Annotated in this window: 21 protein-coding genes and 1 riboswitch; of the genes, 12 read left to right on the forward strand and 9 right to left on the reverse strand. The window is 51.5% G+C overall.

What is annotated here, in order from left to right:
* Positions 1–15: 15 nt before the first annotated feature.
* Positions 16–216: a copper ion binding protein gene (locus tag ACE5KN_RS25735; protein ID WP_355325708.1), complete on the reverse strand. Its 201-nt coding sequence runs from the start codon at positions 214–216 to the stop codon at positions 16–18.
* Positions 217–238: 22 nt separating this feature from the next.
* Positions 239–577 (reverse strand): metal-sensitive transcriptional regulator, encoded by a 339-nt coding sequence (locus ACE5KN_RS25740; protein ID WP_375526358.1) that lies wholly within the window; start codon positions 575–577, stop codon positions 239–241.
* 415 nt (positions 578–992) lie between these two features.
* On the opposite strand from ACE5KN_RS25740, the gene ACE5KN_RS25745 reads away from it, so the two are divergent.
* The 6 genes from ACE5KN_RS25745 to ACE5KN_RS25770 all read left to right on the forward strand — a co-directional run bounded on the left by ACE5KN_RS25745 (position 993) and on the right by ACE5KN_RS25770 (position 8,200).
* A complete protein-coding gene (locus tag ACE5KN_RS25745; RefSeq protein ID WP_375526331.1) occupies positions 993–1,583 on the forward strand; it encodes a DUF5317 domain-containing protein in 591 nt (196 codons plus the stop codon).
* 301 nt (positions 1,584–1,884) lie between these two features.
* Complete coding sequence (locus ACE5KN_RS25750) at positions 1,885–3,729, forward strand: bifunctional diguanylate cyclase/phosphohydrolase (RefSeq protein WP_375526332.1); 1,845 nt, start codon at positions 1,885–1,887, stop codon at positions 3,727–3,729.
* Positions 3,730–3,831: 102 nt separating this feature from the next.
* Positions 3,832–4,674: a sensor histidine kinase gene (locus ACE5KN_RS25755; RefSeq protein ID WP_375526333.1), complete on the forward strand. Its 843-nt coding sequence runs from the start codon at positions 3,832–3,834 to the stop codon at positions 4,672–4,674.
* Complete coding sequence (locus ACE5KN_RS25760; RefSeq protein WP_375526334.1) at positions 4,671–5,333, forward strand: response regulator; 663 nt, start codon at positions 4,671–4,673, stop codon at positions 5,331–5,333. The genes ACE5KN_RS25755 and ACE5KN_RS25760 overlap by 4 nt, the downstream gene beginning before the upstream one ends.
* Before the next feature lie 332 nt (positions 5,334–5,665).
* Positions 5,666–7,369: a copper resistance CopC/CopD family protein gene (locus tag ACE5KN_RS25765; protein ID WP_375526335.1), complete on the forward strand. Its 1,704-nt coding sequence runs from the start codon at positions 5,666–5,668 to the stop codon at positions 7,367–7,369.
* An 84-nt stretch (positions 7,370–7,453) separates the two neighbouring features.
* On the forward strand, positions 7,454–8,200 hold the full coding sequence (locus ACE5KN_RS25770; RefSeq protein WP_375526336.1) for a YcnI family copper-binding membrane protein: 747 nt from the start codon (positions 7,454–7,456) through the stop codon (positions 8,198–8,200).
* Between the two features lie 371 nt (positions 8,201–8,571).
* On the opposite strand, the gene ACE5KN_RS25775 is transcribed toward ACE5KN_RS25770, so the two are convergent.
* Positions 8,572–9,837 (reverse strand): DUF445 domain-containing protein, encoded by a 1,266-nt coding sequence (locus tag ACE5KN_RS25775; RefSeq protein WP_375526337.1) that lies wholly within the window; start codon positions 9,835–9,837, stop codon positions 8,572–8,574.
* Between the two features lie 207 nt (positions 9,838–10,044).
* On the reverse strand, positions 10,045–10,506 hold the full coding sequence (locus ACE5KN_RS25780; protein ID WP_375526338.1) for a cupin domain-containing protein: 462 nt from the start codon (positions 10,504–10,506) through the stop codon (positions 10,045–10,047).
* 338 nt (positions 10,507–10,844) lie between these two features.
* Between ACE5KN_RS25780 and ACE5KN_RS25785 the strand changes: the two genes are divergently transcribed.
* The 6 genes from ACE5KN_RS25785 to sdaAA all read left to right on the forward strand — a co-directional run bounded on the left by ACE5KN_RS25785 (position 10,845) and on the right by sdaAA (position 15,976).
* Positions 10,845–11,573: an amino acid ABC transporter ATP-binding protein gene (locus ACE5KN_RS25785; protein ID WP_375526359.1), complete on the forward strand. Its 729-nt coding sequence runs from the start codon at positions 10,845–10,847 to the stop codon at positions 11,571–11,573.
* 29 nt (positions 11,574–11,602) lie between these two features.
* Complete coding sequence (locus tag ACE5KN_RS25790; protein WP_375526339.1) at positions 11,603–12,448, forward strand: ABC transporter substrate-binding protein; 846 nt, start codon at positions 11,603–11,605, stop codon at positions 12,446–12,448.
* A gap of 73 nt (positions 12,449–12,521) precedes the next feature.
* Complete coding sequence (locus ACE5KN_RS25795; RefSeq protein ID WP_375526340.1) at positions 12,522–13,181, forward strand: amino acid ABC transporter permease; 660 nt, start codon at positions 12,522–12,524, stop codon at positions 13,179–13,181.
* A gap of 15 nt (positions 13,182–13,196) precedes the next feature.
* Positions 13,197–13,847, forward strand: coding sequence for an amino acid ABC transporter permease (locus ACE5KN_RS25800; protein ID WP_375526341.1), 651 nt, complete (start codon positions 13,197–13,199; stop codon positions 13,845–13,847).
* Positions 13,848–13,941: 94 nt separating this feature from the next.
* Positions 13,942–14,056: riboswitch (glycine riboswitch) on the forward strand.
* 305 nt (positions 14,057–14,361) lie between these two features.
* Positions 14,362–15,048: an L-serine ammonia-lyase, iron-sulfur-dependent subunit beta gene (sdaAB, locus tag ACE5KN_RS25805; RefSeq protein WP_375526342.1), complete on the forward strand. Its 687-nt coding sequence runs from the start codon at positions 14,362–14,364 to the stop codon at positions 15,046–15,048.
* Between the two features lie 25 nt (positions 15,049–15,073).
* Complete coding sequence (gene sdaAA, locus ACE5KN_RS25810) at positions 15,074–15,976, forward strand: L-serine ammonia-lyase, iron-sulfur-dependent, subunit alpha (RefSeq protein WP_375526343.1); 903 nt, start codon at positions 15,074–15,076, stop codon at positions 15,974–15,976.
* A gap of 103 nt (positions 15,977–16,079) precedes the next feature.
* Here sdaAA and ACE5KN_RS25815 read toward each other — a convergent pair whose 3' ends face one another.
* The 5 genes from ACE5KN_RS25815 to ACE5KN_RS25835 form a co-directional block, all read right to left on the reverse strand.
* Positions 16,080–18,944 (reverse strand): Ig-like domain-containing protein, encoded by a 2,865-nt coding sequence (locus ACE5KN_RS25815; RefSeq protein ID WP_375526344.1) that lies wholly within the window; start codon positions 18,942–18,944, stop codon positions 16,080–16,082.
* Between the two features lie 141 nt (positions 18,945–19,085).
* A complete protein-coding gene (locus ACE5KN_RS25820; protein ID WP_375526345.1) occupies positions 19,086–20,270 on the reverse strand; it encodes a response regulator in 1,185 nt (394 codons plus the stop codon).
* Positions 20,251–22,047, reverse strand: coding sequence for a cache domain-containing sensor histidine kinase (locus ACE5KN_RS25825; RefSeq protein WP_375526360.1), 1,797 nt, complete (start codon positions 22,045–22,047; stop codon positions 20,251–20,253). Before ACE5KN_RS25825 ends, ACE5KN_RS25820 begins: the two co-directional genes overlap by 20 nt.
* A gap of 77 nt (positions 22,048–22,124) precedes the next feature.
* Positions 22,125–22,949, reverse strand: a complete 825-nt coding sequence (locus tag ACE5KN_RS25830; RefSeq protein WP_375526346.1) for a carbohydrate ABC transporter permease — start codon at positions 22,947–22,949, stop codon at positions 22,125–22,127.
* Between the two features lie 14 nt (positions 22,950–22,963).
* Positions 22,964–23,854, reverse strand: a complete 891-nt coding sequence (locus tag ACE5KN_RS25835; RefSeq protein ID WP_375526347.1) for a carbohydrate ABC transporter permease — start codon at positions 23,852–23,854, stop codon at positions 22,964–22,966.
* Positions 23,855–23,874: the final 20 nt, after the last annotated feature.

The following is a 23,874-nucleotide window of genomic DNA, read 5'->3' on the forward strand; positions in this document are numbered from 1 at the left end:
TCTGCCCTTCTTGTTTCAAACTACATCATAGCCCTGATCTTCTATAGCATCCTTAATTGCCTTCAGCGTTGCTTTATTCTCATCAAATTCAACCTCCACGGTCTTGGAAGCAAGATCGACTTTGGCATTGCCCCCTGCATTTTTTACGGCTTTCTCCACAGCATTAACGCAATGGTTGCAGGACATGCCCTCTACATTCAGCTTAACTTGTGTCATTGTTCATTTCCTCCCCGGGTATTTATTTCATCAGTTTCTTTACAGTAACCAAAAGCTCATCAATAACTTCATTTTCTCCCGCCTGTATGCGTTCGATCACACAGCTCTTCATGTGTCCCTCAAGCAGCAGCTTGCCGACTCCGTTCAAAGCAGATTGAACAGCCGCAATCTGATTCAACACATCGTCGCAATATGTGTCTTTCTCAATCAATCCCTTGATGCCGCGGATCTGTCCTTCAATCCGGTTCAACCGGGATGTCAAGCTGTTCTTCAGTTCAGGAGAATGATGGCTGCGCCTGACCGCCGTCTCTTCGCCGCCGTCAGTGTGGCCGCAAGCATGGACACCGCCTTCAGCCTGCATCACATCTGTTTCCATTTCAGGCTGCTTCACTGGCTGTTCCCTCCCCCAATATGTTGTACACACATCATAATATACCCCCACGGGGTATGTCAAACCCATTTTTTTAGATATCAGCAAAAGTATAAACTCCCTGGAATAGTCATCCTGATATTGAAAAAAAACTTCCGCTAAATGCGGTCTGTCCTCCAGCCAAAAATATCCATAAAAACAGTAGAAATTACCCATTCCGCTTTACTTTATTACGGCATAGTATCCACATTATTTCATTTTCTGCGAAAATTCGCGTTTTATTCTCACTTGTCAACAAATTGTTTTGCGCAAAAATGTAAGAAATTAAGAGTTATTTTGAAGGATTTTGTTGAATCCGCTCACGTTGTATCATCACTAATACAAAACATGTTACGGGGGATACGCTATGGTATATGATGGAGTGCTGCTCGGCTTGATTGTCGGCCTGTTCAGAGGCGGATTTCGTCAGGGCTTGACGGGATTAAGCAATATCCGGCTGACGGCGGGCTGGATCTTCCCTATGCTGCTGCTCGTTCAGTTTGGCATTTTTTATTTCCAGGAAAGCTCCGCCTTTCTGGCTTCCATTAACGGTTATTTGTTTATGGCCGTATATGTGGCAGGACTTGTATTCCTCTGGCTGAACAGACGTCATTCCGGCTTCTGGCTCATCCTGGTCGGCGTGTTCCTGAATTTTCTCGTTATGGCTGTCAACGGCGGGCGCATGCCGGTATCTTTGGACGCTTCCTCCGTACTGGGTCCTTATTATGTCGAGCTGCTGCAGTCCGGAGATGCCGTATCCAAGCACTTTATGATGAATGAAAGCACCCGACTTTCATTTCTGGGAGATATCATCCCTCTGTCTGCCCCTTATCCCCGCACCCAGGTGATCAGCGTTGGCGACGTCGTCATGAATGTTGGCATATTTCTCTTCATTCAGAGCGTCATGGTTGTCAAAAAGAAAAAAGTGAATGAACAGGTGAATCCGCATCATGCCTAACATACAGCATACTACGGTGAAGGGAGGGAGAACATGATGAAAAATATCAAATATTCACGCATTGTCGTAAATGCCGTTATTATCGCTTCCGTTGTTATCGCTCTGACTTCCGGATACAAGATTGGCGGTTAATGATTTGGATCCATTTACCCAGACAGGCCGGAACCGGCCTGTTTTTTCGTGTATTCCCCTCCTCCAACGCCGATTTCCGCCCTCATCATCGCAAATGAAGTAGATTTTTCGGACAGACCCTGATATGTTAAACATCAAGACCCCCTAACAAGGCAGGAGAATAATACCCATGGGATTATTGAAATCTCTCCATCAGCGCATCACGCCTACCGGCATCTACACTTTTGTGATATGCCTCGCTGGTGCCGCAGTATTTGCATATACGAACAAGTGGTCCTTTTTGCAGTATTCTTCCTTGGAATGGGTTACCGTCTATTCCATGCTGGGAGCCGTGCTTATCCTTGAGTACTTCACTTTTCAGCTACCGCCCGCAAGCAACAAGCAGTCCATGGACTCGTCCGTATATCTTGCCTGCATATTCGTGCACGGCAGCGAAATCGCCATCTTCATCCTGCTGCTGACGAGCGTGATTGCGGCGATCCGGGATTACAAGCTTTCCTGGTGGAAGCATTTTATCAATTTTTCCATTTACGCTTTGTCAATTTTTTCAGCAGCCTCCGTTTTTCAATGGGCAGGAGGGTCTCAGGGACCGCTTGATGACGGTTATATCATCGCTTATGTTTTGTCCATGCTCAGCTATTTTGCGGTAAATACCTTCACCCTGGGGCTATACTTCTACTTGGCCTACGAAGGATCGCTAAAGCAGCTGCGGCGGGCTTTCGTCGCCGAATCTTTGCTTGTGTACCTCTGCACCCTGATTCTGTCGCTGGTGCTAACCGTGCTTATTTATCACAACGGTATTCTGGGGCTGGTGCTGTTCCTGGGACTGAGCATGCTGCTGTCACATGCCTTCAAGAAGCTGTTTGATATGTTCAGGGATGTGGAAGAAAAGTCCATTGTGGACCGCCGAACGGGTTTGTATAATCACAGTTTTTTTGAAAATGCGCTCGAATCCGAGCTCAAGACCGCAAGAAAAGACAAGCTTCCCCTGTCTCTTGCCTTAATAGATATCGATGACTTCAAGAAGTACAACGATCAATTCGGCCATCTGAAGGGAGATCAGCTGCTCGGATTTTTGGGAAACCTGTTAAAGAAGGAAACGGAGAACACCAGAATAACCGCCTCCAGATACGGCGGAGAGGAATTCACCCTGTTGATGCCGGGATATTCTGCCGAACAGGCCTATGAGGTGATCAATCGCATCCGTAAGAAGCTGAACGATTCGCATTATGAAGGGGTGGAGATTTTCCCGCACGGGTGCCTGTCCTTCTCGGCCGGCATTTCCGAATATCAGGCCGGTATTTATGATAAATCCCAGCTGGTCGACCAGGCTGACAAGGCCTTGTATTATGCAAAGCGTCAGGGGAAAAACGTAGTCCATCTGTTCGGCAGCTACAATGAGGCGGAGCGTGAAATTGACCTCGCCCAGGAAATCAGGGACATTGAGCAGCAGCTCAGCCTGTTTCTGTACAAGGATATCAATACCTTTAAGCATTCCAAACGTGTATTCAAATACGCTATGGATATCAGTGAAGTGCTTGGGCTGGGACAGGAAGAAAAGCGTCGTTTCGTACTCGGCGCACTGATCCATGACATCGGAAAGCTGGAAATTCCCTGGGATATCCTGAACAAAAAAGAAAAGCTCACCCCTGAAGAATGGACACTCGTGAAGGGGCATGTTACCTGGGGCAGACGGATCGTTGAAGCAAACGCACGCTTTGAAGAGCTGATTCCGTTCATCGAGCTGCATCATGAGCGATATGACGGTACCGGTTATCCTTACGGCTTCGCGGGGGATGAGATCCCGCTGCTGTGCAGGATGCTTACGATTATCGATTCCTTTGACGCGATGACGTCGGAAAGGCCTTATCAGCAGACGAAAACGTTCGAGCAGGCACTGGAAGAGCTGCGCGCCTGCTCCGGAACGCAATTTGATCCCGAGCTTACCCGTATTTTTATCCGTTATATCAAAGGCTCTTATCTGTCCTCATCCCATATCCGTTCGCTTCAATAGCTCCCGCTTTACACTCTTCGGCGGGGGTTTTTGTTTTGCTGCCTGGGATTAGCCGTCGTGAACACATATAATTTAAGAAAAAGCTGGACTTAAGGAGAATATATGAAATACAGACGACTCAAATGGATGATTCTTATCATTCCAACCATTACTGTCGGCTTGTGGGAGTATGTGAGGCATCAGTATCTGTTGCCTTTCATTTCGATGGAGACAGGCAACTGGCTGACTCCAGTCATTATGTTTGTCATCAGTGTAACGCTGCTCAGGCGCCTGTTCACCCTCATGGAGGCATCCAGAGCCGAGCTTGAACGGGAACGTGCTGCCAAGGATGTGCTGCAGGCCAGAGAAATGCTTGCACGCGAGCTGCATGACGGCATTGCTCAGTCGCTGTTTCTGCTGTCCGTCAAAATCGATAAAGCCGAACGCAGCATCGGCTCCGCCGCAGATTCATCACATTGGAGCGGAATCCGCAAAACGCTGCATGAGGTGGACAGATACGTCAGGCAGTCCATCTCCAACCTGCGCGATCTTCCACATTATCCGGACCGGACGGTTCTTCCCTCTATGCTGCACCGGGTCCGGGAGACAGCCGATGATGTTTACCCGCAGGCCGCCGTGGAGTGGGACATTGCTGATGAAGCTTTGACGGCTCGTGAACAGGCCGAGCTGCTCGCCTGCATCCGGGAAGCGCTGCTGAACGCCCGCAAGCATGCCCAGGCCAGCCTGATCAGCATCCGCGGCATCCAGGATGGACAGCAGCAGGGCTGGAGAATGGTCGTCGAAGATAACGGCCGCGGCTTCGCGAGCGACCCGCTGGACAGGGCGGACAGGTACGGGCTGCGCATTACGAGGGAACGCGCGGAGCAGATGGGATGGGCGTTCTCATTTGAACGGCACAACGATAGGACCGTGATGAAAATTTCAAAAGGGGGACAAGCCCAATGAATAGAACAAGAGTGCTGGTCGCGGACGATTCGGCCCATGCGCGTGAGGCCATCTCCGATATTCTGGCGGAAGACGGGGCTTTCGAGATCATCGGGGAGGCGTCCGGCGGAGAGCAGGCTCTTCGCATGACAGAGGAGCTGATGCCGGATTTAATCCTGATGGATATCCGCATGCCGGATATGGACGGGTTGGAGGCGACCGGACTGATCAAGATGCGTTTTCCATACGTAAAAATTGTAATCATCACCGTATCCGACGATGCAGCCCATTTATTCGAAGCGTTGAAACGGGGGGCGCAGGGGTATTTGCTGAAAAACCTGTCCCCCTCCACCTGGCTGGAGTACCTGCGGGCTGTAGTCAGTGACGAAGCGCCGTTGAGTCAGGAGTTGGCATACCGCATTTTGCAGGAATTCCCGGCCCCTCCGAAACGGACGGCAGCAGGCCAAAGTCTGACACCCCGCGAACGGGAAATCCTGAACTGGGTGGCATCCGGACAGACGAACAAAGAAATCGGGGAAGGGCTCGGCATCTCGGAGCAGACCGTCAAAAATCATTTAAAAAACATCCTGCACAAATTACAGCTCGAAAACCGCGTCCAGCTCACACGTTACGCCCTGGAACAGGGACTGGTCGACCGCAGTATGCGGCCCCGCAGCTAAGCAGACAGGCACAGATCCGTGCCTGTCCAGTTCAGATTTCCGACTTTCATAATGCTCCGCGATACCACTGATGAATGAAAATTTTGTCTGACAGGCACCAACGATCCGGTGCATCGCTAATTGTTGCTCCCTCGGTTCGTCAATAATAAAGAATGATCAGGAAGAAAACGGTACTTCTCTACCTGTATGTGATATTTTTCATATTTCCGTCATATTTGCATCCATAATTCAAGCGGGATATAGCCCGATGTGGGGATGTCCCCTTTTTTACGAAATACTATAATGAACATTCATCGAGATTACATATCGAAATATTTTCCGGAGGTGCATCTATGAACCGCAGCATTCGAGCCGTGTTGAGAGCCGGCTTTACGGGCCTTGGTTTGGCGCTGCTTTTTCTGTTTCCGCATATGGCTTGGGCTCACGCTTCACTTGTGGACTCCAATCCTGCCGCCAATGAGGTGCTCAACGAGCCGCCCACCAGCGTCGAGATGACCTTCAGTGAGCAGTTGCAGCCCGCATTTCTGTCCGTACAGGTGAGGGGCACTGACGGCTCAAGAGTGGATACAGGAGACGCAGCGCTGTCCCCAGGCGATGCTGCGGTGGTTACAGCCAGCTTGAAGTCCAGTATACCGGACGGCGTTTATACCATAACCTGGCGAGTGCTGTCCGCCGACGGACACCCTATTCAAGGGGTTATTCCTTTCCAGATCGGCACTGCGGGTGAGATGCCGAGCGGAACCGGAGCTGCCGCCCCCTCTCCCCTGGCCCGCCCTGATCTTGTTGCCGTACGCTGGCTGCTCTATGCGGGTTTGTCCCTATTGTTCGGGCTGCTGTGCTTCCGGCTTTACGTGTGGCGCAGCCATAACGAGAGCGACAATCCCTGGTTGAAGGCGGGGGTGGCTCGCTTGCAGGCGCTGATCTGGACTGGCTTTGCCATAACCGCTGCGGCGGTCTTGGTCAGCCTGCCCTTGCAGGTCTCCTGGGATGCCGGGGTGCCAGTAGCCCGCGCCTTTTCCCCGGCGTTAATCGGCGAAGCCCTTCAGTTCACAACTGCAGGCAAGGTCTGGTTTGTCCAGGTCATGATCCTGCTGCTGCTCAGCGTACTGCTGCTGTACGTTTTTGACTATAGCCAGCCTGAGCGCAAGCGGCTGTTGTGGTCCCATGCAGCGGTCATCCTGATCCTCGGCGTCATGCTGGCTAAAGCCTTCACAGGCCATGCGGCGGCGGCCCCAATCCCGGCTTTGACCATCACCGCCGACTTCGTTCATCTGGTGGCTGCATCCTTCTGGATTGGCGCGATCGCTGCCATGATCCTGTACTTGCCGTCGGCCACGCGGCAGCTTCCCGCCGCGGAGAGCGGGCGCATCCGGAACGAGACGATGCGGCGCTTTGCCGGGTGGGGCATGACGGCAGCGGCAGCCCTGCTCGCGACAGGCATCTATACCGCTCTGATGTACCTGCCTTCGCTTGACGCGCTTGTTACAACGGGCTATGGCTATACGCTGCTGGGCAAAACAGCACTGCTCATCGTCATGCTTGCCTTCGCCGCTTACCAGTTCCGGCTTGTCCGCCGGCCGGCCGGTCACGAACAGAACGGAGCTGCCGGCCGCTGGGAGCTCTCCGTAGGTATCCTCGTGCTGCTGCTGGCCGCACTGCTCACCCATCTGTCCCCGACAGTGGAGGCAGAGACCGGTGCGGAAGGCGGCCCCTTCCGGCAGACAGCCGCTGCCGGCAGCTATACGGTCGAGCTGGCTGTTGATCCGGCCAGAGTAGGAAGCAACAGCTTCCAGGTCTGGTTCCGCGATAAGGGCGGAGAGCCTGTTGCCGGCATTCAGCAGGTAACGCTGACGCTGACCCCTGAGGCCGGCGGCGGACAAAGCCAGGAAATCGTCATTCCCGGCCAGGCCGCCCAGCCTTTCAAGGCCAGTGAGCTGCTGGCGGCCTCAGGCACCTGGACCGTGCGGGTGCATGCGCTGACCGGCTCCCTCGATTCCATCGATGCGGATTTTGAGCTTCCTGTTGCCGGTCCGTAACACGACCCCTGAAGAGCCGGCAGTATCTTCTCAAACTTCAGGGCAGCAGCCTTAAATTTGAATTTTAAAAGGAGAATTAAACTGATGAATATGCACTATCGGCCATTCAAAAAGAAGTTTATGAAATTATCCTCGGTTTTTTCCACAGCCGTAGCGGGGGTGCTGCTGTTCGCCGGCATTGCCAGCGCGCATGTCACTGTCTCCCCTTCCGTCTCGCAGCCGGAGGCCTGGGAAACCTATACGATCAAGGTGCCTGTCGAAAAGGATGTGGCTACCACGAAAGTAGCCCTAAAAATTCCGGAGGGCGTGGAGTTCAAGCAATATGAACCGGTACCAGGCTGGAAGGTCAGCACAACAGCCGATGACGCCGGGAACGTCAAAACCGTGACCTGGACCGCTGAAGGGGATGGGATCCTGGCTGGCCAGTACCAGCGCTTCAGCTTTGTGGCCGTAAATCCGTCCGCGGAAACAAAGGTTGCCTGGGATGCCTTCCAGTATTATAAGGACGGAAGCATCGTTGAATGGACAGGCGACGAAGGGTCCGACCTTCCTCATTCCGTGACGACCGTGACGGCGGAGCCCACAGCAGCGGAGAAGCAAAGCGGGGATAGCGATGCCAAAACAGGACATGATGGTGCACCTGGTTCAGCCGGTACCAATGAAGGAGAGCAGACTGGTGCTGACAACAGCGCTGCTTCCTCACAAGCAGCTCCCGCAGCAGAAGCGGCACCAGCCTCTTCCGGAGTGCAAACCGCCACGCTTGTGATCAGTATTGCTGCCCTTGTATTATCCATTGCGGCCCTTCTCCGTGTATTAAGGAACCGGCGATAGCAGAGATATACACATACAGCGAAATACTTAGGGGCTGACCCATAAGTCAATTTATGATTTCATAAGCCCACTTAGTGTTATATCTGGATGAAAAAAGGACCTCGTTTCCCACTTAATAGTGAGATTTGAGGTTCTTTGACTTTTATCTAACCAAAATCACCAATGGGCGATTCCTTTTCTTGTTAAGGCAGAGGGATATGCACACAGCAGCGGAAAGAACGAAGCGATTCCGGATAAGCGGCAGCGTTCGCCTTTGTCCCCGAATTTCATCCGATTAAGAATATAATCACGGAAATTCGGGGGCAACAGCTATTGCAGGAACGATTCGTTTTTGGAGCGCCTCAGAACGGACAAAAGGAGAGTCGCTCATTCTACTCTACAAGCATGCGAATTCCCGTAAGCACGATACCGATCAAAAAGCCGGTCAGCGCCCCGTTGATACGAATCCACTGCAGATCCTGTCCCAGCTTGTCTTCCATAAGCGCAATCAGTGTGGCATTATCCATCTTCTCCACATTTTCTCTGACCAGATCGCCGATCCGGCTGTGGTTCCTCTCCACCAGTCCGGTAATGGCCGAGATAATCTGCTCGTTTACCTGATCGAGCAGCTCCTCGTCCTTGTGAAGATCCTCAAGCAGCCGCGCACACAGCGGAAGGATATGCGTCTGTACATAAGTCCCGTCTTCCATATAGGCCAGCAGGCGGCTGCGCAGCTCTTCCAGCTTGCCCAGCACCATTTCTTCCCCCTTCCAGGAGGCGGCTTGTTCATTTTTCCAATCATTCAGTCTGGTATGAACCGCGCTGTCCGACGCCAGCTTCTCAATCTGTCCCTGCAAGCCTGTCAGCAGGGCATCCCGTCGTGGATGATGCTCCATCTGCAGTTCATATACTCTTGCCAGCAGAAACTGGCGGATCATTTCCCCCATGCGCTCCTCATTAAGGTAGCCAAGAAACGCATTGACCGCGAACTGCATCAGCCCGCTTAGCTGCAAGCCCGAAATGGCCTGCATCCCCATCGTTCCCAGTGTCATGACGGACTCTGGCTTCACCAGCCAAGATTCCGCCTGCTCGAGCGCATAATCCAGCGCCTTCTGATCATAACCATGTTCAAATGTCTGCTTGGCCAGCGATTCGAGCAGTGCGCCCGCATCCAGGTATGTAATCTGCCTGCGGATTTCCTCTGTAATGACAGGAGCCATACTGTCCAACGGCAGTCGGCTGACGAGCCGTTTCGCCAGCGTATCGATGGCCTCCGCCGCTTTTGGGGATGCAAGCGCCTGCTCCGCCCCGTTCAGCAGCATTTCGGCCAGCTGAATATCCCTGATTTTGGCCGCGATGCTTTCTTTATTCAAAAGATTATTCTCCACCGTGCTCACCAGCGCATCTGTCAGCTTGCTCCGGTTCTTGGGAAGCAGCGCCGTATGCGGAATCGGAATGCCCAGCGGATGGCGGAACAGCGCCGTAACGGCGAACCAGTCCGCCAGACCGCCAACCATTCCGGCCTCGAATGCACCTGCCAGCAGGCGCACAGCGCCGTACTGCTGAAATGGAAGGGATGCCGCAAATCCCGCCCCCATTATGACAAGCGACCAGGTGGCCGCTTTTTTCGTCTGTCTTTTCTGTTTCGGTTTTGCCATGATCTATCCTCCAAATAGTGCCCCTATAACTGAAAATACCCTTTGGCACCATATTATCATCGTACGGCAAAAATCCCAAACTGCAGCCTTCATTATCAACCAACTTCTGCAGCAAGAAGTTTCGGTTCATGGCAAAAAAGGGACTTTCCGCCAGTCCCCAGACCATGCGTCAGTCCCTTTTTCTTAACTCCAATTCAGATTAATATGTCATTCCTGCGGACGGGAATACAGCTTGAAATCATCAAAATGGAAACCCGGGGCCACCACGCAAGTAACGAGCACAGGCTCATCGCCGAGCGGACGGGCTGTCTGCCATACGCCTCCCGGAACAAGCGCCTGCGGGGATTCTCCCTTCTCTACGTCAGCACCTACAATAATGACCGTTTCCTCGCCAGGCTCTTCGCCGCTGCCGCCCAGCTTCAGCTCAATGGGGCTCCCGCTGTGATACAGCCAGAGCTCATCGGAGTGCACTACATGCCACTCGGAAAATTCACCGGGATGGAGCAGGAAATACGTGGAGGACGCCGCAAAGCGGGGACCGGAATACGCATCCGGCAGCACCGGTTTCGGAATTTGGAAATTGGCCTTCCACATTTCCTTGTACCATCCGCCTTCAGGATGCGGTTCCATATGTAATGCCGCCACCAGCGGGGAAATAGGTTTACTCATAATAATTACCTTCCTTTATTAAAATATAGCCTTATTCAAACTGAAACGCTTCCTCTACTGTAAAACACTTACATGCATTTGTCACGCGGCAGTCGTGGAATACTATACTCCCTTTACTATATGCTTATGCTTCCATATCTTGATCTTGTGTTATCTTTCTTCACAGAAAATTCTTGAATTCCCCATAATATCATTGTATCATTAATTAACTATTATCTATGTGTTCTATTAGCTCACATAACAAAAATGGGTTTATTTTACAAACATATTATTAATATGAGGCGCATAGACACTAACTACTGAACCTGGAGCTTAACACAGATAAAGGGGGGCTCGTTCTGATTCAGTTTCGGAACGTCAACAAACATTACGGCAGCTTTCAAGTCCTAAAAGACATTAACCTGACGATCGAAGAGGGCCAAGTTGTTGTTATTATCGGTCCTTCCGGTTCCGGCAAAAGCACGCTGCTCCGCTGCATGAACCGTCTGGAGACGATCTCCGGCGGCGAGCTGTTTGTCGACGGAGTGGCTCTTCATGACAAGAAAGTGGACATCAACAAATTCCGCCGCAACATCGGAATGGTGTTCCAGCACTTTAATCTTTATCCGCATAAGCGGGTGATCGATAACATCGTACTTGCTCCGACCAAGGTGCTGGGGGTATCCAAATCGGAGGCCACCGCAACAGCCATGACTTATTTGAAGCGGGTCGGCATTGAAGACAAGGCACAGAGCTACCCATCCCAGTTGTCCGGGGGGCAGCAGCAGCGTGTCGCCATCGCAAGGGGGCTTGCCATGAAGCCCAAGGTTATGCTATTTGATGAGCCGACGTCAGCTCTCGACCCCGAGACGATTGGCGAAGTGCTTGATGTCATGCGCTCTCTTGCCCATGACGGTATGACAATGGTTATTGTAACCCATGAAATGGGCTTTGCCCGCGAGGTTGCCGACCGGGTCATTTTCATGGATCAGGGTCAAATCCTGGAAGACAGCACACCGGCCGAGTTTTTTGCCGAGCCGCGTGAAGAACGCGCACGCACGTTCCTTAGCCGTTTGATCAACCACTAAATATATAAGCTTGAAAGGGGTTCATGTTCATGAAAAAAGCTTTGAAATGGAATGCACTTTTACTGCTTGCCCTCTCTTTCGCTCTGGTACTCGCCGCATGCGGCAACAATGGTTCATCCGACACAACTACCGGTTCTTCCGGTGAGTCCGGCGGGAAAGCGGAAAGTGCGCTGGAGGCTATCAAGGCACGCGGCAAGCTCGTTGTCGGCGTTAAGAGCGACACGAAGCTGTTCGGCCTGAAAAACACAAGCACCGGTGAAATCGAAGGCTTCGACGTGGATATCGCAAAACAAGTCGCAAAGCATATTTTCGGTGACGAATCCAAAATTGAACTGAAGGAAGTTACTTCGAAGACCCGTATTCCGCTTCTGCAAAACGGTGACATCGACATGATCGTCGCTACCATGACTATTACGGAAGAACGCAAACAGCAGGTAGACTTCAGTGACGTATATTTTGAAGCAGGCCAGTCCCTGCTCGTTCCGAAAGGCAGCCCCATTACCGGCGTAGATTCTTTGACTAAAGGTACAACCGTCCTGGCCGTCAAAGGCTCCACCTCCGTAAAAAATATCAGGGAAAAGGCCCCGGATACCGAAGTACTTGAATTTGAAAATTATCAGGACGCCTTCAACGCGCTCAAAGCCAATAAAGGCGACGCTCTGACCACAGACAACGCAATTCTGCTTGGCATGCAGCAGCAGGACCCGAACTTCCAGCTGGTCGGCGGCAACTTCACTGACGAACCATACGGCATCGCAGTCAAGAAGGGCTCCACCGATTTGCTGCAGGCGGTAAATGAAACGCTGACTGACCTGAAATCAAGCGGCGAATACGACAAACTATACGAGCAATGGCTTGGCGTTAAACCTGAATAAGAGAATGGCGGAAGGAGCCGCAGCAGCGAGCTCCTTCTTTCTTGCCATCCGTTAACGGAGGTGTGATCCGCACATGCTAACTTTTGACGTTAATGTCCTGTTCAATTATTGGGACCTGTACTTGGAAGGTTTCCTGAACACCATCAAGGTCAGCTTGATTGCTCTTGTGGCAAGCTTTCTGCTTGGAGCCTTGATTGCCATTTTCCGGATAGCACCCTTCAAACCGCTGAATTGGCTTGGGACCGTTTATGTGGAAATCTTCCGGAATATTCCGCTGTTGATTACGGTCTATATCTTCTATTTGGGCCTTCCCCCCCTCGGCATCAACCTTGACGGTTTTGCTTCAGGCACGATTGGATTGTCCATTTATACTGCCGCTTATATAGCGGAAGCCATACGGGCAGGCATTCAAACGGTGCCCAATGGCCAGATGGAAGCAGGGCGTTCGTCTGGCTTGACGTACAATCAAACGATGATCCATATCATTATGCCGCAGGCCATCAAGATTGCGCTGCCGGCCATGGGCAATCAGTTCATCAATCTGTTCAAGAACTCATCCATTCTCGCTGTCGTTGCCGGCGCGGATTTGATGCTGATGTCCGACCGGATCAATTCGGAGACATTCTTGCCTGTCAGCGTTTATGCGTTCACCGCTTTATTATATCTGGTCGTTACCCTTCCACTCAGCTTTATCATGCTGTACCTGGAAAAGCGGCTGGCCAAAACATCTTAAGGAGGGAAGCTTGTTATGGATTTTGTAGGGTTATTTTCCGGACCTAACGTAAAATTTATACTGCAGGGCTTCCTCCTTACGTTGGAAGTCGGCATCTGGTCCATCGTTATCAGCACGATTGCGGGCATCATATTCGGAATATTACGTTATACCCGAATTCCTGTTATTTCGCAGGCGGCTGCCACCATTATTGACCTGATTCGCAATCTGCCCTTACTGCTCATCATTTATTTCCTGTTCCTCGTCCTGAAGCCGCTCGGATTTGATGTCGATTTGAAATGGTCCGCCATCATCGGCTTGTCCATTTTCGAAGGGGCCATGATTGCCGAGGTTGTGCGCAGCGGCCTGAAATCGGTCGACAAAGGGCAGATTGAAGCCGCACGGTCTTCAGGTTTGAATTACATTCAGACACTATGGCATATCATTCTCCCGCAAGGGCTGCGGCGCATGATACCGCCTCTGGTCAGCCAGTACATTTCATTGATGAAGGATACTTCGCTGGCGGTCATCATCTCGCTGCCTGAGCTGACACACAGCGCACAGATTGCGGGCGCTCAGAACCAGTCGTTCGTTGTTCCAGCCCTGCTGTTTGCAGCTTTCCTGTATTTTGCCGTGAACTACAGCATGTCTCTGATTGCCCGGAAGCTGGAAGTACGGACCCAATGAGCAGTCATGAGCTAGTCATGGGCCAGTAAGCATTGACACGCTTACAGCTATCCTTTACTCTTAATTTAAAGCATTGAATTGAATATCGCCGCGGATGAGGCTGACGGGAGAGACCTGATCGATTTTTAGGATACAGGGCACCGAAGGAGCAAGCTGCACGGCACCCGGCCGGCAGTTAATCTCTCAGGTACATGTACCGCCAGCTGACGCAGCTCTGGAGAGAGCGTTTTTTTAGCCACCAAAGGGGTAAGACGGGGCATGCCTGTCAGAAACTCTCAGGTACAAAGGACAGAGACAAGGGGACTTTTCCTTGTTCTGTCCTTTTTTCTGCGCTTACATATTTCGTAGGAAAAACGTCTATCGATGTACATTCACAGAAGACAGACTGCGTTTAGCGGTAGTTTTTCTTGCGATTTCAAGAAGCTCATGCCAAGAAGTTTATCTTTCTGAAATCTTATTAATTCTATGATCTTAAGTTAATGAATACTGCACCATATTAAGGAGGAATGGATAAGTGCGCTTCAAGGATGTTTTCTCCATCATCGGCCCGGCCATGACGGGCCCGTCAAGCTCGCATACGGCCGGTGCCGTGCGTCTTGGCCGCATGGCCCGGCACTGGCTTGGCGGGGTGCCCGAGCATGCCAAAATGACACTGTACGGCTCTTTTGCGGATACTTACAAAGGGCATGGAACCGATCTGGCCCTGCTGGGTGGGCTGCTTGATTATGACACGGATGATGCCCGCATTCCGGACGCCGAACAGTGGGCAGAGCAGGCCGGAATGACCTTTGAGTTTGCGACCAGCGGTCTTCCTGCTCCCCACCCCAATACCGTCCGTTTTGAGCTGCAGCGTGGCAGCGAGAAGCGAACGCTGCTCGGTTCATCCATTGGCGGAGGAAATATAAATGTGCAGCAGCTCAATGAGTTCCGTGTCAATTTGACGGGTGAGTTCCCCGCTCTGATCCTGCTTCATTCCGATAAGCCGGGCATGCTCGGAGCTGTAACCTCATCGCTCGGGGCGGCGGGGGTGAATATCGCTTATATGCATGTGGATCGCAAAGGGCGTGATGGTGAAGCTTTAACCGCCATTGAGACGGACAGCGCTGTCCCTGAACAGGTCATCACAGAGCTGCAATCACTAACCCATATGTATGAAGTGAGAAATATTGATATCCGCAGCAAAAACAGGCGGCAGCCATAGACGATATTAAAAGGAGCAAAAACCTATGCGTTTCAGTCATCTTCACGAAATCAGCAAGATCTGCAGGCAGGAGTCCAAAACAATCAGCACATTAATGATTGAAGAACAATCCAGAGAAACAGACATTCCCGTCCAGGACGTAGTCAGCCAGATGGCTGACTACTATGGGGTTATGAAAGAAGCCGTGCGCCGCGGTCAGACGGAGAATACCGTGTCGCGCAGCGGCTTAACTGGCGGGGATGGCAAACGGGTGGCGGATTATCTCCGGTCGGGAGAAACCTGCTCAGGAGATGCCTCTGCGCTCGCTATGGCTTACGCCCTTTCCGTCTCCGAGGTGAATGCCTCGATGGGCCGGATTGTAGCTACACCAACAGCCGGCTCCTGCGGTGTCATTCCAGGAGTGTTCATCAGCGCCCAGGAGAGATTCGGATGGACGGATGAGCATATGGTTCGCGGTCTCTTCACGGCGGGAGCCATCGGATACGTGATCGCCAACAACTCATTTATCTCCGGCGCCGAAGGAGGCTGCCAGGCCGAGATCGGCTCCGCTATCGGCATGGCTGCAGGCGCCATGGTCGAGCTGCGCGGCGGCACCCCCGAGCAGGCGGTTCATGCTGTCGGTCTGGCCCTGAAAAACACGCTCGGCCTCATCTGCGATCCCGTAGCCGGTCTCGTCGAGATCCCCTGTATTGTGCGCAACGGGCTCGGGGCCGTTACGGCCCTGGCTGCAGCCGATATGGCGTTGGCAGGTGTACGCAGCGCCATTCCCTCGGATGAAGTCATTGATGTCATGCTTGAAGTGGGCAGCGCCATGCCTGTCCAGCACCGGGAAACCGCCAAAGGCGGCCTTGCCCAGACCCCGACAGGCCGGCGGATGACAGAAGCGCTGGCTGGCAGCCGCAAGACAGATGTAAAGGATGAGAATTAGTTCCCACTTCTTGATTCGGCAGCGTACAATACCCGCCATCGTGCAGTACAGCAAAAAAGGCCGTCCCGTTTCACCGGGAGCGGCCTTTCTAATCATAACCCAATTATTTCTCTGTCACATTGACAACAATCTTTGCTGTCTTGCCTGCAAACTTCAGGGTGACGTTGGTTTTGCCTTTGCTGATGCCTTTGATCACTCCGTCTTTGGCCGTGGCCACCAGAATTCTGGCGGAGGTCCATACTCCTTTTTTCGTTACGTCCCCCTCCGTACCGTCCACATACGTAGCCGTTCCGGTTAATTGTACCTGCTGGCCAACGGTTAGGTTCAGCAGCACTTCGCTGGTTTCAAGGTATTTCAATGCGTCCACTGTAACCGGCACTTTGACCGTTTTACCGCCGTATTTTGCAGTAATAGTGGTTTTGCCATACCCGGTCGCCGTCACAGTGCCGCCCTTCACGGTGGCTACCTTGTAGCTGCCTGTTGTCCATTCGGCTTTTTTCGTCACATCGGCGGTCGTTCCGTCGCTTAGCGTTGCCGTAACCTTAATACTGCTTGTGTCACCGGTTTTCAGCGAAAGGGTGACTTCGGATGCTGTGATTTTGGTTGCTGTATCTACCTCAACCTTAATGGTTATCTTTTGTCCGCCATATTTTGCTGTAAGTGTCGCTTTCCCTTTTTTATAGGCTTTGACACTACCGTCTTTGACGGAAGCAATCGCCGTACTGCTAGAAGACCATTCCGCGTCTTTCGTTACGTTTCGTTTATCGCCCTTCGAATTCGTTGCTGTGAGCGTAATCTGTTCGGACTCATCTCCGGCAGACATCACGATCAGAAACTTATCAGCCTCTAGCTCAGAGGCAAGGCCTACTTCCACTTTAACGGTCGCTTTCAGACTTCCATAGGTTGCAGTTATAGTGGCTTCGCCCTCGGCCATACCTGTGATTAAGCCTGAAGAATCCACCGTAGCAGCTTTGGCGCTGCTTGTGGTCCATTCCGCTTCATTCGTTACATCTTCCGTCGTTCCATCTTTGTAGGTTACCGTCAACTGCTGCTGGTACGTATCATCAATATCGAGAACAACCGACTTGGATTTTACCTCCAGCTTGGAAGGTTCTCCTACTGTAACGGTAACTGTGGCTGTTTTGCCGTTGTAGGTGGCGGTAATGACCGCAGTCCCTTTGTTGTAAGCCATCAGCTTGCCATTATTCACATATACAATACTGTCATTATCGGATGTCCATGTCGCGCTATCCGTTACGATCTCTGTCGATCCGTCCGTATAGGTTACCTTGGCTGTCAATTGAACAGGCTGCCCGTTCACGGACATGGAAATTTTCGAGCTGCCAATGTCCAAATGGGATGCCGTCTCTACATTTACGGTAATGCTGGCCGTTTTACCACCATATGTCGCTGTAACTGTGGCGGTCCCGGAGTTATAAGCCGTGATCAGTCCTCCATCGGACACATAGGCAATATCCTCGTTGCTGGATGTCCACGTTGCCTGGCTCGTAACATCAGTTCCATTTTCATCCTTCAATACAGGCTGATGAGTGCCTTTGACAGCCAGATAGACTTCGGACTTATCCACGCTCAGCTTGTTGACCTGGCCCACCTTTACAGGCAGAGTGGCCGTCTGTGTGCCATAGCTTGCAGTAATTGTCGTCGTACCTGTGCTATACCCGATCACGTAGCCGTCCTTCACATCCGCTACGGATGGGCTGCTGGACGTATAAGAAGCGCTTGCTGTCACATTTTTGCGGGTACCGTCCGCAAACGTCGCGGTCAGTTCCAGCTGCTGTTTCCCGCCAACAGAATCAAGATTAATCTGGCTTTGATTAAAATCAAGATAGCGGGCAACCTCCACGCTTACCTTGATCGTTACCGTTCTGTCCCCGTATTTGGCAGTGATCGTTGCTGCTCCTGCTTTGTTGCCGGTGACTTTACCTTTATACACGCTGGCAATGCTCTCATCGCTCGATGTCCACTGAGCATCAGCCGTAACATCCTTGGCAGCGGACTCAGGATAAGAAGCCGTCAATTTAAGCTGCTTCTCCCCGCCAATTTCGAGGTAAAGGTCCTCGTTGTCCACAGTCAGCTTGCTTGTTTTTTCGACGGTTACGTTAATGGTCACCGTCTTTGTTCCGTACTCGGCCTTAATAACTGCAGTTCCCTGCTTATAAGGGGTAATGCTGCCTTTCAGCACATCGGCCACTGTTTCATCACTGGAGGACCATTCGGCATTCGCCGTTACGTCCTCGGTCGTTCCGTCGGGAAAAGTTGCTGTCAACGTGACCTTTTCCGGACCATCGCTAAGCAGAAGGGAGACGTCCGTGGTGCTAGGTGTAATGCGCTTCACCACATCCACAGTGACCTCAACAGACACCGTCTGCTTGCCGTATACGCCTGTAATGGTTGCCGTCCCGGCTCCGACGCCGGTTACTGCTCCATTCACGACCGTTGCAACAGCGGAATTGCTGGATGTCCACTCCGCCTCATTCGCCACGGTATTATCAGTCGTATTATCACTGTAGGTTGCTGTAAGTGTAATTTGTTCAGGAGTTCCCTTGCGGATATTCAGGCTCGTAACATCTGCAGTTAATGCTTTCACTTTCTTGGTAACTGTAATGGAAGCGGATTGAGAAAATGCTTTGCCGTCCCCGTCCTTGAAAATAGCAACGATCGTTGCCGTTCCCACCGACTTCGCAGTAACTGTACCGTTATATACGGAAGCAATGGAAGTGTCGTCACTTGTCCAATCGGCATTGATCGTTACATCCGATGTCTTGGCATCGCTATATATAGCAGTAGCGGTCAGCTTTAACGTTTCGCCAACCATCAGTTGGCCGCTGTTCGCTGAAAGAACAATTTTCGAAACGGCAGCACTTGCAGCCCACGCCGGTGCAGCACCGACGATCAGCAGCAAGAAGGACAGCATGATCGCAAGCGGTTTGGTCAAACGATTCCTCAAATGATTTACCTCCGATATATGTTTATTCTTTAAACTCACAAGTTCATATATCGGTAGATGCTGGGAAAAAATTAACCTACTTTAGTCCTATTTTGCCACTAATCGTGGGATAAATGAACTTCATAACTGTTTGATCCGGGCTCATCCGCCCGTTTTTATACCCAATCTGTATTCTGTCGGAGTCATGCCGCATTTGCGGCGAAACACCTGTGTAAAATGTCTGACATCATGGTACCCGATCCGGTCAGCGATGTCGGCGAGCTTCAATTGGGGATCAAGCAGCAGCTTTTTGGCCTGCTCCATGCGCAGGCTGATGACATAATCCTTATAGCCCTGGCCGGTCTTCTGCTTGAACAACTGGCTGAAATATACAGGATTCAGGAAGACGACGGAAGCTACTTTCTCAAGAGACAGATCCTCTGTAAAATGTGCACGAATATATTGCAGCGCCACCTCCACCGTATGCAGCCCATCCTTCAGAGATTCATCCCCGCCGGATACCAGGCTGCCCTCCAATGAACTGCGCAGCAACGCAACCGCATCGGGAATACTTGCAAAATCATAGTGCGGCCCGGAGACCGCCGCCTGGAAGGGCAGCTTCAAACATCTTCGCAAATGCTCCTTCAGCAGACCAATCAGCCTGTTAGCCTCCGATTCGCCCTGGAGACGGGCGATGCCCAGCAGACTGTACCGGTCCAGGCTGATGACAAAACCATTACCGGTGGTTTCCAGCAGCTCGGAGAGCACATTTTCAATAATAAAATGCTCCAGATGATTTTTTCGCTCCACGGCCTCCATCCCCACCATGAAAAGGTGGAATTGCGGATAGTTCTCCACGAAAGGGCGAATATCCAGCTTGCCCGTATCCAGTCCAAGCGCATAGCGCTGAAATACGGCTTCTCTCAGATATCCCAGGCTGGACTTCAGCAGCTTGCCTTCCTTTACTCTTTCCGACTCAGCCTGTACTTCGCCTGCAAGCGTCTCCACACATTCCAGCAGCTTTTTTTTGCCGATCGGCTTCAGCAGGTAATCCTTTGCCCCGAGACGAACCGCCTTCTGGGCATATTGAAATTCGGAGTGTGCGGAAATGACTACCCACTGCAGGTGCGGGTGCTTGCGCTTGGATATCCGCATAAACTCCAGGCCGTCCATGCCTGGCATCAGGATATCAGTCAGCACAATATCCACGGGATGCTCGGTCAGAATCCCCGCCGCTTCCTCCGTGGAAGCAGCCGCATAAATACGGCTGTCCGGCCAGGCTTGATGAAGGGTGCGCCCAATGCCCTGACGGATGGCATGCTCGTCATCAGCTATCAAAATATTCATCGCTTTTCCTCTCCTTTGGAAGCGGAATGGTTACGGTAATTTTGGTGCCTTTCCCGGGTTTGCCAGTGACTCCAAGTCCATATTCCTTGCCGAACATATGATGCAGACGCATTTGCAGATTCTGTAAACCGATATGGCCGGTTCTGCCGCTGATGTTCTGTTTCCCCGGATTAGCCAGCGCATACCGTACCTCGATCAAACGCTCCGGGGTGATGCCTACTCCATTATCGGCAATCGTCAGCCGCAGCGTTTGCCCCGATTCCTCGGCACGGACATGCAGCTCCCCGCGTACATTCGGCTCCAGCGGTTCCAAGCCATGCTTGACCGCATTCTCAATCAAAGGCTGAAGCGTCATTTTGGGAATGCGTATATCCATCCACTGCTGGCTGATATCCATGAGAACGGTAACCCTGCCTTCCAGACGGGCCTGGATAATCGTCAGATAATGCCCCATCTGCTCGACTTCCTCGCGCAGGGTCACCTCCGCCCCCTCTTCCCAATGGCTGCTGTAACGGAACAGATGGGATAAGGACAGCACCACCTCACCGAGCTGATCCTGTCCCTTCTCATCCAGCATCCAGTAGATCATATCAAGGGTATTATATAAAAAGTGAGGGTTTACCTGGGTTTGCAGAGCATGCAGCTCTGCGTTCTTCTCACTGACTGAAGATATTTTGACCAGCTCGATCAGCTCCTCAATCCTGCCGACCATATGATTAAAGGAATCAACCAGCTGGTTCACCTCCTGATAAGAGGTGACCTCCAGCCTTCGCCGGAAATTTCCTGTCTCAACCAGCTTCATTTCCCGAATCAGCCGTTTCAGGGGCTGGGATATGCTTCTGGATACCACCAAGGCAATAAAGGCGGACAGCATGATAAGCACAGGGGCGACAATCAGCAGAAAGCGCTGGGTTTGCGCCAGCTCGACATTCAAGTCCTGGTTTGGAGTCACACTGATCACGGACCAATCGGCAAAAGGAAGCCTGGAAGCAATGACAACCTGTTGATCGCGCCGTTCAACGATGACGTCATCACCGCCGCTTCCCCGTAGGCTTTCAAGGGACGGGGGCGGGTTGGAGGAGGTTGCCGAGACAATCCTCCCCCCCTGGCCTACCAGGTAAACCTCGCTATTTGGGCCGACGCGCAGATTATGGAGAGCAGCCAGTATGGACTTGGGCTCCGCCTCAATCAGCACGATGCCGATTGGCCTGTGTTCATCCAGATCGTAGAGCTGGCGTCCAAATGCAAAAACAGGCCTCTTCTCCATCTGGTCAATAACCGAATGGGGATAGACGCCAAGCCAGGCAATTTTGCCTGCGGACTTCTTGATTTCCTGATACCATTCCGAATGCATGTATTCCGGATCTATAACATTCATGTAGTTGCCGTAGTTATATACCTTGCCATCGTCCTTTAATACATGAATACCAATCAAATCTTCCCGCGAATAATAAATAGCGCCCAGAATATTTGTAATAGTCCGTTCATTAATATAAGCAACCGCCTCCGGCTGATCAGCCGTCTCCGTACCCAGCAGCCGGACAAGGTCAAGGTTATTGGTAATGGATTTGGTCAGACTGTTATAGCTGTTCAGCAGCAGATCGAATAACCCGGCCGTTTGGGATACGTTCTTGCGGGCCAGATCGCTGATTTTATCGTGAAACTGAACGGTGGTCCGGTTATAGAACAGCAGACTAACCGCCAGTACAATGCCTGACATGCAGAAGAGGAACAGAATGAACAGCCGATGATGAATGGATTGAAAACGGCGCTGCAAGCCCATGTACGCTCCTTTCGTCTCGTTTGTCCCGTCTGCTCCTCCAGAATACAGATCATGTCGCAGGCAAGCCTTGTTCAGCCCTTAACCGCGCCGGCAACCATCCCTTTCGTAATCCGTTCGGAGAGCAGGAAATAAATGATGATAACCGGAAGCGCCCCCATCACGAGATAAGCGCCAATATTGCCATAATTGACGGAATATTGGCTGACGAACGTATAGATGCCGAACGGCAGCGTCTTCAGCTTTTCCGAGGAGATAAACGTGGCTGCCATGATATATTCATTCCAGATATTAATAAACGTAAGAATGCAGACGGTCATAACCGGCGGCAAAGATATAGGCAGAATGATGCTCCGGAAAATCCGGTATATGCTCGCCCCGTCCATATAAGCCGATTCCTCAATCTCATGGGGAATGGACCTCATGAATCCGCTGAGGATAAAGACGGCAATCGGCGTCTGGAACGCAATGTAGGGCAGGATCAATGACAAATGAGTATTGAGAATGTTCACATTTTTGAAAATGACCATCAGGGGCAGCAGCGTGGCCTGCATGGGTATCATCATGCCTACAAGAAACACCAGCATAACTATTCCGCCATACCGCCAACGGAAGCGTGTGATCGCATAAGCTGTCATGGAGCTGAGCAGAATGACACAGACCATCGTCACTCCGGTAACGAACACACTGTTGGACAGGTACTGCAGATAATTGCCTGACTCATATGCCTCCTGGTAGTTACTCCAACGTGGTGTTTCGGGAAGAGCAAAGAAGCTGCCGCCCAGAATCTCCTCATTGGTCTTCAGTGAATACGTCAGCAGCCAAAACAGGGGATACAGCTGCGTGACCACGAGAACCGCGAGCACGGCGTATACGATCACTTTTTTAAACGTTTTCATCGGCTCCGGCCTCCTTAGTTTACCTTATTCTCAATTCGTTTGAAAACAAAATTTATAACGACTGTAAACACAAGACAGAATACGACCAGGAAGGATGCTAAAGCGCTGCCGTATCCGTATTTCATCGACAGGAAGGACATGCCGTACATGTAGGTGGCCACGGTGTCTGTAGCATGAGCCGGACCACCGCCTGTCATGACCCAGATCAGATCAAAGGACTGCAGCGAGCCAATAAAGGCCAGAACGATGGAAATTTTAAAAATCGGAACCACCAGCGGCAGGGTGACATAACGGTCGGCTTTGAAGCCTTCGGCTCCGTCAATTTTAGCCGCTTCATACAATTCATTGGGGATATTCTGAACACCTGTAAACTGAATCAGCAGGTGATAGCCAAAATACTGCCACAAGGAGACAAAGTAGAGCGAATACATCGCGATATCAGGCTCGGTCAGCCAGTTGTGGGTCCATGAATCCAGTCCCAAAGCCGTGAGGACACCGTTCAGCATACCGCCCATCGAAGCAGGATTATAAATGGTTTTCCAGAGCTGGCCAATGATGACGACGGACAGAATCACGGGCAGAAAGTACATGGTAACAAGTGTATTGGCTTTTCGCACGTATCTGTTCAACAGGATCGCAATCAGCAGGCATACGGGAATTTCGATCATCGAAAATACCGCAAACATAATTGTCCGCTTTACGGAAGGCCAAAACAATGGATCATCGGTCAAAAATTTCTGGTAATTGGCGAAGCCTACAAATTTGGCGTCCGAGATTCCGTTCCAATCCAGCAGGCCGCTGTAAATGGACACCAAAATCGGTACGAACACCATGCATACATAAAGCAGCAGGCAGGGCAACACAAATACTGCAATAGTACCGGCTCGCACTTTTAATACATTCATGGTTCTCCTCCTTTATCTGT

Origin of the sequence: Paenibacillus terreus, from assembly GCF_042138595.1 — a bacterium.
In the GTDB taxonomy this organism is placed as follows: domain Bacteria; phylum Bacillota; class Bacilli; order Paenibacillales; family Paenibacillaceae; genus Paenibacillus; species Paenibacillus terreus.

Excerpts from the sequence above, each read along its gene's own strand:
- ACE5KN_RS25820 (WP_375526345.1), bottom strand. The coding sequence starts at position 20,270 with ATGAATATTTTGATAGCTGATGACGAGCATGCCATCCGTCAGGGCATT.
- ACE5KN_RS25765 (WP_375526335.1), top strand. The coding sequence starts at position 5,666 with ATGAACCGCAGCATTCGAGCCGTGTTGAGAGCCGGCTTTACGGGCCTT.
- ACE5KN_RS25750 (WP_375526332.1), top strand. The coding sequence starts at position 1,885 with ATGGGATTATTGAAATCTCTCCATCAGCGCATCACGCCTACCGGCATC.
- ACE5KN_RS25745 (WP_375526331.1), top strand. The coding sequence starts at position 993 with ATGGTATATGATGGAGTGCTGCTCGGCTTGATTGTCGGCCTGTTCAGA.
- ACE5KN_RS25735 (WP_355325708.1), bottom strand. The coding sequence starts at position 216 with ATGACACAAGTTAAGCTGAATGTAGAGGGCATGTCCTGCAACCATTGC.
- ACE5KN_RS25800 (WP_375526341.1), top strand. The coding sequence starts at position 13,197 with ATGGATTTTGTAGGGTTATTTTCCGGACCTAACGTAAAATTTATACTG.
- ACE5KN_RS25775 (WP_375526337.1), bottom strand. The coding sequence starts at position 9,837 with ATGGCAAAACCGAAACAGAAAAGACAGACGAAAAAAGCGGCCACCTGG.
- sdaAA (WP_375526343.1), top strand. The coding sequence starts at position 15,074 with ATGCGTTTCAGTCATCTTCACGAAATCAGCAAGATCTGCAGGCAGGAG.
- ACE5KN_RS25760 (WP_375526334.1), top strand. The coding sequence starts at position 4,671 with ATGAATAGAACAAGAGTGCTGGTCGCGGACGATTCGGCCCATGCGCGT.
- ACE5KN_RS25830 (WP_375526346.1), bottom strand. The coding sequence starts at position 22,949 with ATGAAAACGTTTAAAAAAGTGATCGTATACGCCGTGCTCGCGGTTCTC.
- ACE5KN_RS25780 (WP_375526338.1), bottom strand. The coding sequence starts at position 10,506 with ATGAGTAAACCTATTTCCCCGCTGGTGGCGGCATTACATATGGAACCG.
- ACE5KN_RS25835 (WP_375526347.1), bottom strand. The coding sequence starts at position 23,854 with ATGAATGTATTAAAAGTGCGAGCCGGTACTATTGCAGTATTTGTGTTG.
- ACE5KN_RS25770 (WP_375526336.1), top strand. The coding sequence starts at position 7,454 with ATGAATATGCACTATCGGCCATTCAAAAAGAAGTTTATGAAATTATCC.
- ACE5KN_RS25790 (WP_375526339.1), top strand. The coding sequence starts at position 11,603 with ATGAAAAAAGCTTTGAAATGGAATGCACTTTTACTGCTTGCCCTCTCT.
- ACE5KN_RS25740 (WP_375526358.1), bottom strand. The coding sequence starts at position 577 with ATGCAGGCTGAAGGCGGTGTCCATGCTTGCGGCCACACTGACGGCGGC.
- ACE5KN_RS25795 (WP_375526340.1), top strand. The coding sequence starts at position 12,522 with ATGCTAACTTTTGACGTTAATGTCCTGTTCAATTATTGGGACCTGTAC.
- ACE5KN_RS25755 (WP_375526333.1), top strand. The coding sequence starts at position 3,832 with ATGAAATACAGACGACTCAAATGGATGATTCTTATCATTCCAACCATT.